The organism is Actinomycetota bacterium (assembly GCA_018334075.1).
In the GTDB taxonomy this organism is placed as follows: Bacteria; Actinomycetota; Coriobacteriia; order Anaerosomatales; family UBA912; genus JAGXSC01.
The window spans coordinates 69,944-83,722 of the sequence record JAGXSC010000008.1 but is presented as its reverse complement, the minus strand read 5'-3'; the positions used below and the strand labels follow the sequence as shown (position 1 = coordinate 83,722).

Here is a 13,779-nt window from a genome sequence, read left to right as displayed (position 1 = left end):
TCGCGAGCCATGAACCCGCGAACAGGGGCGTGATCAAGAGTGTGGCGGTGCGCCTTGTCGTAATCCTTGCGGGTCACAAGGCCAACTATCCGGGAGTCCGCCACAACTGGCAATCCACCGTGCCCCCAGCGCATCATGAGCGCTCCGGCCGCTCTCATCGATTCGTCCGGGCCGATAACCCTTACCGGCGAAGACATGATGTCCGATGCCCTAAGCGGCGGTCTGACCTCAGCTTCCAATGCCTGGCGAATATCGCTTAGCAGCGAATCAAGAGAGTCCCCGCGAAAAGCGGCTGAGGCGGCCTGCGGATGCCCTCCTCCCCCGATTCGAGCCATGACAGCCCCGACATCAATCTCCGGCATCCTGGAGCGCGCGACGACCTGGGTTCTCTCGGGCATTTCAATGATCGCTATCGCGACGCGGTGACCCATGTCCTCGGTGATATAGTGCGTAAGCACGCTCGCGCTGTCGACGTATCTGTCTGTGCTTGCCCAGCTAACGACGATCGACTGGCCATTGATCTGCCAGACCTGAAGTGATGCGATGAGCATGTCGAGTAACTCACGCTGCGAAGCGTCGAGTGTGCGGGAGAGAAACTGATTTACAACCTCAAGATCGGCGCCTGCCTCCATCAAAAACGTGGCAGCCTGCGCATCATACGCTGTCGCTCCGGGGTACGTCAGGGATCCTGTGTCCTCATGAATACCGAGAAGCAACAGGCTCGCCTCCAGTGGCGTGAGTTGAATTCCGCGTGTGTGTATCTCGTGCACCAGGATAGATGTCGTCGCGCCGACCTGCATCGAGCGATCATCTGTAACCGCAAGATCGCCTTGAGCTGGTGGATGGTGATCATAGATGATGATCTCGACGTCGGCGCGTCTGGCGACCTCACTGAGCTCACCGATCCTACCAGGATCGCGAGTATCCACAATGATCATCCGCGTAATCGCGTCTAAATCGAGCCCTTTCAAGTCGACAAGGTCCAGGAAATCCTGGTGCAGATTGTGAAAAGCGCGCACGTTCGGGTTTTGCGTACCCAGATAAACCCCTTTGGCGCCGGGAAACAGCTTCGTCGCGGCTACCATGGCGGCGTAAGCATCAAAATCAGGATTTGCGTGTCCGACTACGATCTGCACATCTGGCCCAAGGTGGCTAATCGACAGGAATAAGGATCGGTCCTGGCAATACCGGCTCTTCACTGATCATAACCGCAGAGAGAAATCTTTGCTCCGCCGAGACAAAAAGTTGCTCGTCAGAGGTGAAAAGTGTCGCGATTGTCTCACCAACACTCACATGGTCCCCTTTTCGTTTATGAAGCCTGATACCCGCTCCAGGATCTATCAAATCATCGGTCCTGACTCGGCCTGCCCCCAGAATCATCGCCGCTCGCCCTACACTTTCAGCATCGAAGGCAGATATATACCCTGTCTGGGTAGCCGCAACTGACCTCGCATATGCTGCCTGCGGCAACAGCTCGGGACGCCTTGCGACATCCGGATTTCCACCCTGGCACTCTATCCACTGAGCAAACTTGTCAAGCGCCCGGCCTGAAGCAAGTGCGTCTTCCAGGAGAGCTCGCGCCTCATCTTGATCGCTTGCGACCTCACCTAAGGTCATCATAATGGCCCCCAGCGACATGACAACCTCATGAAGCTCACGTGATCCTCTGCCGCTAAGCATCTCGATGGCTTCGTGAACCTCGAGTGAGTTTCCGATGGAGGTACCGAGCGGCTGATCCATATCGGTCAGCACGCACACCACCTTCTTGCCCAAAGCGCCACCGACTCGTTTTAGCTCCTGTGCCAGCGTCAAGGCTTCCTGCTCGGATTTCATAAAAGCGCCGGAGCCGACCTTCACGTCCAGTACGATGGCGTCCGCGCCACCGGCGATCTTTTTCGAGATAATGCTCGCGACGATCAAAGGCACGCTTGGCACAGTGGCGGTCACATCGCGAAGGGCGTATATGAGCTTGTCGGCAGGATCAATCTTCGGGCTTTGAGCGATCACCGCAATTCCGATATTTCGCACCTGCTCGATAAACTCACCCGGCGCAAGCTCGACCCGAAACCCTGGAATTGCCTCGAGTTTGTCGAGGGTTCCACCAGTATGACCCAAGCCGCGGCCAGACATCTTGGCGACAGGCACCCCGCTCGCAGCGACTAGCGGGGCTACTATGAGTGTCGTCGTATCGGCCACCCCGCCTGTTGAATGTTTGTCGACTTTGACTCCCTCAATCGACGTCAAATCCAAAATCTCTCCGGAGCGAACCATCGCGTCTGTAATCCAGACGGTTTCATCTGCGGAAAGGCCATTGATATAGGCCGCCATCAACCATGCAGCCATCTGGTAGTCGGGCATCTCCCCTCTGGCGAACCCGAGAATGATGCGGTCGATCTCTTCCGGGGTATGCGAGCGGCCGTCTCGTTTGACCTCGATTAGCTCTTCGAATGTCTTCATGCGGATCTCATCTCACTCAGAAACGAAGCACCCCATGTACGTTTCTCGGCGATGCCATAGAAGTCAAGAATGGTAGCTCCGATGTCGGCGAAGGTCGACCTGACACCCAGCGAGACTCCCCTATCCAGACCCTTGATATAGCCGATGAGCGGAGTATGCTCCCTTGAATGATCGGTGGAAGGAGTCGTAGGATCGCATCCGTGATCGGCGGTGATGATGAGCAGATCGCCCATATTCATGGCGTCTAACAACTCCGGCATCCGGGCATCAACGTCATGAAGTCCTCGGGCAAACCCCTCAGCATCGTTGCGATGACCCCAGATCATGTCGAAATCAACAAGATTGGCGAACACAAATCCCGAATCATCGGAGGCAACCCTGTCGACAAGCCTTGAAAACCCGTCCATGTTGTCCGTTGTATGGGGCGACTCACAGACACCCTGCCATGCAAAGATTTCACCGATCTTTCCGATGCCGTAGGTGACTACACCGTTCTCGGCCAAGGTGTCCAAGACCGTTCTCTCGAATGGAGGTATCGCAAAATCACGACGCCGGTGAGTGCGAACGTATCTCCCGTCACTATCGGGTCCAATAAAAGGCCTCGCGATCACGCGTCCGACAGCGTGCTCGCCGACACACACCTTCTCGCGAGCTATGGAACACACATCGTAAAGACGCGAAATATCGATGACCTGCTCATGTGCGGCGATCTGAAACACGGAATCGGCGCTTGTGTACACAATGGGAAAACCTGTCTTTTCGTGTTCCTCGCCGAGTTCTTGGATGATCTCCGTGCCACTTGCGGGGTAGTTGCCAAGCCAGCCAAGGCCTGTGTAGCGTGTAAACGCTTCGAGAACATCGGCGGGAAAACCTTGCGGGTATGTGGGAAATGGCCGAGGAATCACTAAGCCCATCATCTCCCAGTGTCCGGTGGTCGTGTCTTTTCCGGCACTCGCCTCTCTGTTTCGGCCCCAGGAAGCGATCGGCTCGGCTGTCGGTGGAACTCCCGGGATCGACAAAATGTTGCCTAGCCCCATCTTTTGCAGGTTCGGGGTATCGAGCCCTCCGACAGCGTTAGCAACGTTGGCAAGAGTGTTAGAACCGCTGTCGCCATACTCCGCAGCGTCCGGAAGAGCGCCAGCTCCTACGCCATCGAGAACGAGAAGTATCGCACGACCCCCTGAGTAGCCCCTCACTCAAACACCACCCGATCAACCTCATCCAGGGAGGTCACCCCGTCTACGACCTTGTTCAGGCCATCTCTTCGCAGCGGAATCATGCCGGCAGCGAGCGACAGATCCCTGAGGCGCTCGGCTGGAGCTCTATCCAAAAACGCAACGACCATTTCATCGTGCATCTCCATAACCTCAAAGATTCCAAGGCGCCCCTTGTAACCGGAGTCACCACACTTCTCGCAACCTCCTGGACCAAAGAGCACCACAGATGCGGCCTCTTCCGGCAAGAAACCCGCGGCCAGCAGCCTGGATTTCGGGACCTTTAGTGGGATCTTGCACTCTTGACACAACGCTCTTACGAGCCGTTGCGCGACTACGCCCGCGATAGCTGAGGACGTAATGTAGGGTGCCACTCCCATGTCAGTTAGCCTTGTAAGGGCTGACGGAGCATTGTTCGTGTGGATCGAGGTCAGAACCAGGTGACCCGTCAGGGCAGAGCGAATCGCTATCTCGGCGGTTTCCGGGTCGCGAACCTCGCCAACCATTACGACATCGGGGTCCGATCGCAATATCGTCCGAAGTCCTGCCGAGAACGTAAGGCCGATGCGAGCGTTCACCGCCATCTGGGTAACTCCCGCGAGTTGATATTCGACCGGATCCTCAATCGTAATGATCTTACGGGCAGGATCGTTGATCTCGTGCAATATAGCGTAGAGGGTTGTCGATTTTCCCGATCCGGTAGGCCCGGATACAAGCACTGCGCCGTACGACTTCTTGATCAGCCGATAGAGAGCTTCCTCGTGCGACTTGCACAGGCCAAGATCATCAATGGAGTGAAAGGATAGCTCAGAGTTGAGTATCCGAAGCGTTATCGCCTCGCCGTGCGGCGTAGGAAGACTTGCCACCCTGATGTCCACCGGGCGATCATCAACTCTGACGGATATTCTCCCATCTTGCGGGCGCCTTCTCTCGGCGATATCCATCTCGGACATGATCTTCAATCTGCTGATCGCGCCCGCTTTAACGCTAGCGGGCAACTCCATCACCTTTCTCAAGACCCCGTCCACGCGATAGCGGATGGTCATCGATTTCTCGCCGGGCTCAAAGTGAATATCGCTGGCCCCATCATTTACGGCCTCGCGAACCAGCTGGTTGACGAGCCGAACGATAGGAACGTCCTCGGCTATCTGAAGATCAAACTGTGTTTCGTCTACATCCTGAGCATTGTCAACTATGTCTTGAAGCGCATCGGCAGAGACGATATATCTATCGATGGCATGCCTTATCTGTGTAGGCGCTGTGACCACGGGGCGAACGTGATAGCCCGTTCGGAGCTCGACGTCATCGATCGATTCAATATCTAAGGGGTTGGCCATGGCAAGCGTCAGTTCCCCGTCACTAAGAGCAATGGGGATGATCCGGTTCCGCTTGGCCATTCGCTCCGGTATCAGCTGTGCGACCGCCCTGTCCACCGGGTAAGTGAGCAGCGAAACGTGCTCCAATCCCTTTTGGCTCGCCAGAGCGCTCGCGATCATATCTTCACTCAGCACCAATTGGCGAACGAATATCTCGCCGAGCTTGCCCCCCTCGCGCGCCTGAACTGCCAGTGCGTCTGCCAGCTGCTCAGGAGTTACCATCCCTTCAGCGATCAACAGGTCGCCAATACGCTCACGCTTGTAATCCACTGATTCCTCCAAGCGACGTAGAGTTCATATTGCCAAATGCCCTGTATATCTACAAGCGATTGCGCAAAGCACTAACTAACCACTCAACTAGCATAAATATACCTGCAGTCAGGGCGGCATTAGCATCGAATACGCCGCCGAAAGGTGTCTTGACCAGGTTGATGCCGAGTGGAATCGTGATTATCGATCCGAGTTCAACAACAGTCTGTCCGATTGGATGAGCGGATAGTGCCCCAAAAAAGCGAACGGTTGTCACCACAACCATCGCAGCTGCCAATATCACAAAAAGATTTACAACTAGAGTAAGAAGCGTGGTGAGCGGATTCGCGCGCATGGGTATCTCCAAGACCGGGGCCAGTAGCTACATAATTATGCAGGTGAACCCGCGGAGATTCCAGCGAGATAAAACGCACCGGTGCTGATCAGCGCAAACTATCAGAAAGTATCCGCGCGATCATCTTTTCAGCGACCAGGGCCGCTTCTGGCGGATGTCCAACGATAGCCTGACGCGCTTGCCAAATCCGATCTTCTCGAGAATCAGGTAACTTCAGGAGTTCATTGCAAACTTTACCGAGAAAACCAGGGCATACCGGTGCACCCGCTGAATACTCCCGTGCCGGAAGGTCATAAGGGCTTGCCATCTGAAGATACTCTATGGCTTTTTGTGCTTGCTCGCTTGAGATGATCATGCAAGGTCTATCGTCACAAACTGACTCAGACTTTATCGTATAAACGAAAAATGATCGACGAATTAGGCACGCCATCATGCGGAAAATTAAGGGAGCCCCAAGGCCGGCACCTTGAGGCTCAGGGGTAAGGGGGTTGCGCTCTCGCGCAACACACTGACATTCTAGTAGCTTGACCGGGAAAAAGCAACAAAACGTCTCGGCGCATTCCCGAACAGAGCCGCTGAAGCTGCTAGTGCCTACTCAATCGCTCGCAGCACCTCGGCGCGAGCAGCATGACGCTGCCTGCCCTCTGCTACTCGAAGTGCGACGCGTCCGGGACGGCTTCGGCAGCCTTCGCGAACAGCCGGAAGTCGATGTGGCAGTACCCGCCGGGATTCTTGTCGAGGTAGTCCTGGTGGTACTCCTCGGCCGAGGTGTAGGCGCCCAGTAGCTCGACCTCAACGACGACAGGCTCCGCGTACTGTTCCTGGAGCTTCGCGACCGAGCGCTTGATGAGCGGAAGGTCGGCGGGGTCGCTGTAGTAGATGCCGGTGCGGTACTGCGTGCCGACATCGTTGCCCTGCCGGTTGAGCGAGGTCGGGTCGATGGCCTCGAAGAAGATCTTGAGCAGGAACGGCAGAGGCGCGACGGACTGGTCATAGTCGACGCGCACGGTCTCCGCATATCCGGTCCGGCCGGTGACGACGTCACTGTACGTGGGCGAGTCGGTCGTGCCGTTGGCGTACCCGGCCTCTGTCGAGCTCACGCCACGCACTGAAGCCATGAGCTTCTCGACACCCCAGAAGCACCCTCCGGCAAGATAGATCGTGGCCATGTCGTCTCCTTCAGTGATGGCGGGCGAAGGCGGCGTTATCGTCCTCAGGCTCCCGGCACCGCGCCGACCTTCACGAACGTACCCTCGCGATACTCGGCGAACGCGGTGCGAAGCTCCTCGTCGGTGTTCATGACGATCGGGCCGCGCCATGCGATGGGCTCACGCAGCGGACGACCGGAGATCAGCAGGAAGTGCGCGGTTTCGTCGCCGAGTGCGCGGATGCGTACATGGTCCCCCTCGGCAAAGAGCACGACTGTCGTGTTGCCCGCCTCGACCCCGGGTGCGAACTCGGCGGCGCCGCCGTGCACGTACGCGAACGCGGTGTGGTCGGGCGCGATCGGATGGACGAACTCGGCACCTGCGGGCAGTGCGACATCGAGGTACTCGGGGTCGATGACGACGTCGTCGGCCGGACCGCGGACGCCGTCGACCTCGCCGGCTATCACGCGCACGTGAGCGCCGGACGCTGTTGTGACGAGCGGCGAATCATCAGCAGAAAGCGAGCGGTAGCGCGGGTCCATCATCTTGTCGGCTGCGGGCAAGTTCGCCCAGAGCTGGAAGCCGCCCATGCGCCCCTCGGCATCGCCTTCTGGCATCTCCTGGTGTATGATGCCGCTGCCCGCCGTCATCCACTGCACGTCGCCGGCACCGATCACGCCCGCGTTGCCGAGACTGTCGGCGTGCGCGACATCGCCGCGCAGTATATACGTGATCGTCTCGATACCCCGGTGCGGGTGCCAGGGAAAACCGGCGCGGTAGTGGTCCGGGTCGTCTCCGCGGAAGTCATCGAGCATCAGAAACGGGTCGAAGAGGCGCTCTGCGCCGAACCCGAAAGCGCGCTTGAGCCGCACGCCGGCTCCCTCAAGCGTGGGTTTCGCGACGAGCGTTGTGGCGACCAGACGGCGTGTATCCATGGCGATCCCTGCCTTCCCGAGGACCGGATCTACTCCCGGTGGGTTTATCCCCCCCCGCAAGCCCCGTGCCGCGTTCAAGCTGAGAAGCGCGTGCGCTCATCGCTATCCTGGAGGTCGCCTATCCGACGAGATCCCGAACGCTCTGCGCAGCGCTGGGCGAAACACGATCAAGCGCTGCGACGGACTTCGCCACCCGATTGACCCACGCCTTTCCCCGAGCAATGAGTGCCTCCCAAGCAAGCACAAGATCCCCCGGCCGGTCCTCATGCAGCACCTCGAGTATCTGCGCCGCCTGCAAGAGGTCCTTCTCCCGCTTCGACTGCATCGCAGCCGGACGCTCTCCTGCGATAATCAACTTGTGGAGAGCAAACCGCGCCGCATCGGGCACGTTCACTGCCACCACCCCGCCATCGACTACCGCCGCTTTCACGGGCTTCTCGATAAGGTAGTCCAGGAACCTCAGGGGCTGCGCCACAGCGGCGAACCTGGGCAACTCCACCGGACGCGATCGGGCCCTCGCGGATGGCGTCAGAAGGTCTACCCGCAGGCTCTGCCCCCGCACTTTGAGCGAGGTGGACGGGTTCTTAGGGTCGAGACGGGGGACTGGCAGGAATCCCATCTCCAAGCTTTCAAGCGCTGAAGGGAGGTCGGCTCTAGCGCCCGGAACCGCAACATCAAGCCCGGGGTCAGCCGCGATATCGACATCTTGTGTCCGCAGAGAAGTGGTCCAGCGGACTCCGAGGAGATTCCCAAGCACAATGAACGCATGCGTTCCAACCAGGACTCCGCCAGCATGGAACACACCCGCGTCCGCAAGCGCGCGAAGCACACGGGCCGATGGCGCATCGGTGACCATGGCGCCGCCCACACGCAGCAGGGCCGCCAGCCGCTCCATGGATCGTTGGTCGCCGGCGACATTCGCTCTACCCTTGGCGAACCGATCGGCCAGCTCGGCGAGTGAAGCGTCCCGCTTACCCAGATAGGTTTGGCTCTTAGCTGCGCCGGGCCCCACCTGCTGGAAGTAGTAGTACTCCTGGCCCTTCACCGTTTTGGTCACGAAAGAACCCGGGGTATACCCGATGGTGCGCGAAGCCTCGTATGCGGCGATCTGCTCAAGCAGCTCGGCATATATCGTCTGGACTTCAAGCGGCTGTCGCTCCACGAGCCCACCTCCCTAGTGTTATACGCACAATACATCGTGACTGCGTATAACACAAGCCGGAGCACTCCCGAACAGAGATAAAGATATCGTTATCCGCCGATGCCGAAGAAACGCACTAGCGGGCTCAGCCCAGTAAACAAGGGCACGACTCCTATGATCACCAGTACGCCTGCGCCTACAACGGAAGCGACGCCTGGAAGCGCCCTGTAACGAACGCCTGTATCGGTCAGCGCCTCCGTAGGCGATGTGGGGGTATCCGGTACGCGAGTATCAGATGGCTGGTCGAAGTAGGCAGTCCGGATCACTGCACCATAGTATGCGAAAGAGATGACCGAGCCGAGGACTCCCGCGACGGTGAGGAATATGAAGCCTTCGGCAGCGGCAAGTCCAAACACCGACAGCTTGCCCCAAAAGCCGGCAAAAAGCGGGATTCCTGTAAGCGAGAGCATGGAGACGGCTAAAGAGGCGGCAAGCCATGGTCGGCTAGCCGCAAGACCCGACATTCCCCGGATGGAGCCGTCCCACGATGAGTGCCCAGCCCGCAGTGCGCTGGCAACAGCAAACGCGGTAGAGGCAGCGAGACCGTAAACGGTCATTAGAAGCATCGCGCCAGGATAAGTGATAAGCCCTACCGCAAGGGCGATTAGTGCGTACCCCGCCTGGGCCACAGCGGAATACCCCAACATCCTTCCAAAGTCACTCTGCCGTAACGCGCCAAGATTCCCGAAAATTATCGAAGCGATCGCTAACACCGAGAAAAGAAGTGTCGGTTGTAAGGGAGCAGCCTGAGAGCCCTCGAGGGGTCTCATCAATACCTCGGCTATGAGAAACATCGCCGAGAGGGCTCCTATTTTGGGTACAGCGACTATCAGCGAAGCTCCGGCGGGATGGGCTCCTTGATAGACATCGGGGGCCCATGAGTGAAAGGGAAACGCGCCGAGCTTGAACGAGAGCGCAACGACGAAAAGTAATGTAGCCGCAGCTGCTACAGCGGCCGAACCGGCGATTCCCTCTCGAGCCATGACAAGATCGAGCGAGCCCTCAACCGTCGCAGAGACGACCGCGAGTCCTAGCACGAACATCCCGGTGACTACCGCTCCCTGAACGATGTACTTCAAGGTGGCCTCTCTTGAGGCCGCTGTCCGCACCGAAGCCACAATGCCATAACCCGCAAACGCCGCCATCTCAAGCATGATCAACATGAACAGCAGATCGACCGAGGAGACAAGAGCAACGCTGCTGGAGGCTAGCACTGCCGCCAAAGACGCCACTCCGCCGCCGCTTGGATGGTCGACGAGATAATCCAATCCGGCAAAAACAGCGAAACCGGTCAAGAGATACACAGCGGCCCATACTCCGAAAAAGCCTCGATCGACGATGAACAGGTCAAAGGGAACCCCTGGGGCGGAAATGCCGGCAAGATATATACTCAAGCCCGCCGATAAAACAAGGCCGGCGAGCACCACAAGTACGGCTGCTACCCGCTTAGACCAGGCGTCGAAAAAAATCGCCAACGCCGCGCTTGCAACTCCGATTAGCAGGGGTGATATCGGAAGCCAGAGTTCGGGATTCACGGAACCAGCCCCCTTTCAAGCATATCGATTAGCGCTCGAATCGGAGAGGCCGCCGCATCTGTGACCAGACGTGGCCATATCCCGAGAAGCAAAATCGGCGTGATGAGCACAAGCGCGCCGAGAGCTCCGCGCTTATCGAGATCGGCAACGCGGGCTGAAACCCCGGCCACCGGGCCGTGAACACACGCTCGTACAGCCTTGAGGCTGTAAGCGGCGGCCATAATGAGACCGAATCCGATCGGAATTACCCACCAGGACCATACGGCAAAGCCCTCGAGTAACGTCAGGAGCTCACCGGGAAACCCGGAGAGTCCGGGCAAGCCGAGGCTGGCAAGTGCGGCAAACGTGAACGCCGTCGACCACAAAGGCGCAACCTCTCCCAACCCCCCAAAGTCGCCCAACTCTCTCGTGTGAGAGCGCTCGTAAAGCTCGCCGGCGAGAAAGAAGAGTAGCCCAGAGACGAGTCCATGTGAAACCATCACGAGCATCGCTGCAGAGAGGGATCCTTGAGTGCCCGATGAGAGCGCGACCAGCACAAAGCCCATGTGGGATACCGAACTGTAAGCTATCAGACGCTTCAGATCACTTTGCGCGAAAGCCATCAGCGCACCATAGACTATACCAATCACTCCAAGCGCAAGAAGAACAGGGCGGGATGCGTCCCATGCATCGGGAGCCAGTGGCATCGCGAGCCGAATCACTCCGTATGCGCCCATCTTCAACAGCACACCGGCGAGCAATATCGATCCTGCGGTGGGTGCCTCGACGTGGGCATCGGGGAGCCAGGTATGGAAAGGCGCCACGGGTATCTTTACCAAAAGGCCACAGAGTATAAGCCAGTAAACAAGTGTTGAAGGAAACTCCGCTGGCTCGGACGAGGCGGCTGCAGAAAGCGCCGTGAAAGTCGATGCGCCTAAAGACCCCATAGCGACAAGTATCCCGACAAGCATCAGAACGCTTCCGGTAAACGTATAGAGGAAAAACTTCATCGCCGCCCGCTTGCGATTCTCATGTCCCCAGCGCCCGATCAGGAAGTACATCGGGATCAACACGGCCTCCCAGAACACGTAGAACAAAATTACGTGCTCGGCCAGGAAAACGCCGATGACAGCCGCTTGTAAAGCTAACAGCAGGGCGAAAAACGCACCTGGGTTCTCCGTGACCCTCCAGGAGGCGATTGTGGCAACTACCGTTAGAACCAACGTCAGCAGAACAAACTGAGCGGAGATGCCGTCGATTGTAAGCAGCCAGAACCGGCCGGCCTCCTCCGGTGGGAAGAACCCATTGATTGGCTGGCCGGAAAACACCTGATGCGGCACGAGGGAAAGAAGTACTCCTAAGTTCGCAGCACTAAAGACAAGTGCGACTAAGCGCGCCCGATGCCGAGTAAGCACTGCGGCGACGGCGCCTAAAAGCGGGATTAAAACGAGCAGGTCAAGGTAGAACATCTTGTGTCTATCCCCCTCCCGAGAAGATGGCAGCTATTCGTTCCCACATCGTGACCAGTGAGAACAGAAAGATAAACCCCATCAACGAGAGTGAGACATACCACTGTGTATCGCCGTTTTGCAATCGGTTTAGCCCGTGGCCGAGGCCCTTGGAAACGAGCGCGACTCCTTCCACCGATCGGTCAACGATCATCCGGTCGACGATCGCGTAAGCCCAGGCGGTAAAGAGTATGGTGGGTTGCACGACAAAGGCTGAGACCAGGCGATCAAACCTAAAACCGCTGACAAGGAACTCCCATCCAAAGCGAGTCTTTTCTTTCAAATGGTCGTCCGCTTCCACTCCTCGGCGATATATAAGAGCGCCAATAGCTATCCCGGTAAGTGCAACCAAAGTTGAAACAGCGCCGATCACAAGATCGAACTTGATCGAAGGCGCTGCGATGATCTCGAAGAATGCCGCGCTAAACCAACCTAACACGCCGGCGGGAATGGCAAGGACGGCTACGGGGATAATCATTGTTCCGCCGACAGGATGCACGTGCCCGCTGCCGCGATAGGCCCCAAAATAGGTCAAAATTGTCGCTCGGATGACGTAGTAAGCAGTTATTATCGCGGCCAGAAGAAGCAGGACTCCTGCTGCCGGGTATGACTCAAAAGCCTGGTGCACAATCTTATCCTTACTGAAAAAACCGGAGAGCGGAAATACTCCCACAAGAGCGAGCGCGCCAATCATCCAGGTCGCAAATGACGCCGGCATCTTCCTTGACAATCCCCCCATCTCTCTCATGTCCTGTGTGCCGGTAGCATGAATCACATTGCCGGCACACAAAAAGAGCATCGCCTTGAACGCGGCGTGTGTAGTCAAGTGGAAAATCGCTACACCCCAAGCGCCAACTCCAAGTGCGGCGAACATAAATCCAAGTTGGCTTATCGTCGAATACGCAAGTACTTTCTTTATGTCATGTTGAACAGCAGCGACTGCGGCCGCGCACAGAGCGGTCAACACTCCGACGAGCAACACCAACTCCTGGGCCACCGGTGCGGCATCAAAAAGAGGCGACATGCGCGCAAGGAGGAACACTCCGGCCGCAACCATCGTAGCCGCGTGTATGAGCGCCGAGACCGGCGTCGGGCCTTCCATGGCATCGGGCAACCAGATATGCAGCGGGAACTGGGCGGACTTTCCGATAGCTCCTACCGCGAACATAACCGCGATGACCGAGAGCGTCTCGGGATCTATCGTGCCTACCGCAGAAAATATGGCCTGGTAGTCGAGTGAGCCTACCTCGCGCCATAACAACAAAATGCCGAGAAGTAGTCCGATATCCCCTAACCTGGTAGTCAAAAATGCCTTCATCGCAGCAGCGGCAGCCGCTGGCTTGGTAAACCAGTGGCCGATCAGCAGATAGCTGCACGCCCCTACTAACTCCCAGCCGATGAAAAGCCCTGCAAGTCCATCGGAGATGACCATCATGGACATCGCACCCGTAAACAGCGAAAGCACACTGAAGTACCTGACGATTCCCCTGTCACCGGACATATAGCCGAGCGAAAACACCATCACCATCAGTGCGACGAGCCCGACCACCACAAGCATCACGCCGACAAGACCATCAGCCCGCCACCCGACGTTGATCGAAAGCTCGCCAACGCGGATCCACTCAAGCGAAGCACCCTTTTGCTCAGCGCCTGCGACACTCGCTCTGACCACGGCGACACCGGCTAGCAGAACCGTCGCTGCAGAGAGCATCGGCAACCCGACTGCCAGGCTCTTTGCCAGCCGGCCCGCAGTAGCGGCGGCAAGCGCAAAGACAACCGGCACCGCTACCGTCAACCACAGATTTTCGGCTATCCAGCTCAC

Annotated in this window: 12 protein-coding genes; all 12 read right to left on the bottom strand. The window is 57.8% G+C overall.

What is annotated here, in order from left to right; all coding sequences use genetic code 11:
• A partial coding sequence (locus tag KGZ89_01550) for a DHH family phosphoesterase (GenBank protein MBS3973539.1) occupies positions 1-1,136 on the bottom strand: 1,136 nt, incomplete at its 3' end.
• Between the two features lie 16 nt (positions 1,137-1,152).
• A complete protein-coding gene (locus KGZ89_01545) occupies positions 1,153-2,457 on the bottom strand; it encodes a thymidine phosphorylase (protein ID MBS3973538.1) in 1,305 nt (434 codons plus the stop codon).
• Positions 2,454-3,653 (bottom strand): phosphopentomutase, encoded by a 1,200-nt coding sequence (locus KGZ89_01540; protein MBS3973537.1) that lies wholly within the window; start codon positions 3,651-3,653, stop codon positions 2,454-2,456. Before KGZ89_01540 ends, KGZ89_01545 begins: the two co-directional genes overlap by 4 nt.
• Entirely contained in the window at positions 3,650-5,317 is a 1,668-nt protein-coding gene (gene tadA, locus KGZ89_01535; protein ID MBS3973536.1) for a Flp pilus assembly complex ATPase component TadA, read from the bottom strand. Before tadA ends, KGZ89_01540 begins: the two co-directional genes overlap by 4 nt.
• 49 nt (positions 5,318-5,366) lie before the next feature.
• The gene (locus KGZ89_01530) at positions 5,367-5,651 is read right to left on the bottom strand and encodes a hypothetical protein (GenBank protein ID MBS3973535.1); all 285 of its coding nucleotides are present in this window, start codon (positions 5,649-5,651) and stop codon (positions 5,367-5,369) included.
• Positions 5,652-5,739: 88 nt separating this feature from the next.
• Positions 5,740-6,006 carry a hypothetical protein gene (locus KGZ89_01525; protein MBS3973534.1) on the bottom strand — a complete coding sequence of 89 codons (267 nt, stop codon included), beginning with the start codon at positions 6,004-6,006 and terminating at the stop codon, positions 5,740-5,742.
• A gap of 292 nt (positions 6,007-6,298) precedes the next feature.
• A complete protein-coding gene (gene msrA, locus KGZ89_01520; protein MBS3973533.1) occupies positions 6,299-6,820 on the bottom strand; it encodes a peptide-methionine (S)-S-oxide reductase MsrA in 522 nt (173 codons plus the stop codon).
• A gap of 44 nt (positions 6,821-6,864) precedes the next feature.
• Positions 6,865-7,734, bottom strand: coding sequence for a pirin family protein (locus KGZ89_01515; GenBank protein MBS3973532.1), 870 nt, complete (start codon positions 7,732-7,734; stop codon positions 6,865-6,867).
• A gap of 118 nt (positions 7,735-7,852) precedes the next feature.
• Positions 7,853-8,896, bottom strand: a complete 1,044-nt coding sequence (locus tag KGZ89_01510) for a hypothetical protein (protein ID MBS3973531.1) — start codon at positions 8,894-8,896, stop codon at positions 7,853-7,855.
• Between the two features lie 89 nt (positions 8,897-8,985).
• On the bottom strand, positions 8,986-10,470 hold the full coding sequence (locus KGZ89_01505) for a hypothetical protein (GenBank protein MBS3973530.1): 1,485 nt from the start codon (positions 10,468-10,470) through the stop codon (positions 8,986-8,988).
• Entirely contained in the window at positions 10,467-11,918 is a 1,452-nt protein-coding gene (locus KGZ89_01500) for an NADH-quinone oxidoreductase subunit M (GenBank protein MBS3973529.1), read from the bottom strand. Before KGZ89_01500 ends, KGZ89_01505 begins: the two co-directional genes overlap by 4 nt.
• 7 nt (positions 11,919-11,925) lie before the next feature.
• Entirely contained in the window at positions 11,926-13,779 is a 1,854-nt protein-coding gene (nuoL, locus tag KGZ89_01495) for an NADH-quinone oxidoreductase subunit L (protein MBS3973528.1), read from the bottom strand.

Bases quoted from the DNA above. Each gene is read 5' to 3' on its own strand.
- KGZ89_01545 (MBS3973538.1), bottom strand. From the start codon at position 2,457: ATGAAGACATTCGAAGAGCTAATCGAGGTCAAACGAGACGGCCGCTCG.
- KGZ89_01530 (MBS3973535.1), bottom strand. From the start codon at position 5,651: ATGCGCGCGAATCCGCTCACCACGCTTCTTACTCTAGTTGTAAATCTT.
- KGZ89_01525 (MBS3973534.1), bottom strand. From the start codon at position 6,006: ATGATCATCTCAAGCGAGCAAGCACAAAAAGCCATAGAGTATCTTCAG.
- msrA (MBS3973533.1), bottom strand. From the start codon at position 6,820: ATGGCCACGATCTATCTTGCCGGAGGGTGCTTCTGGGGTGTCGAGAAG.
- KGZ89_01515 (MBS3973532.1), bottom strand. From the start codon at position 7,734: ATGGATACACGCCGTCTGGTCGCCACAACGCTCGTCGCGAAACCCACG.
- KGZ89_01500 (MBS3973529.1), bottom strand. From the start codon at position 11,918: ATGTTCTACCTTGACCTGCTCGTTTTAATCCCGCTTTTAGGCGCCGTC.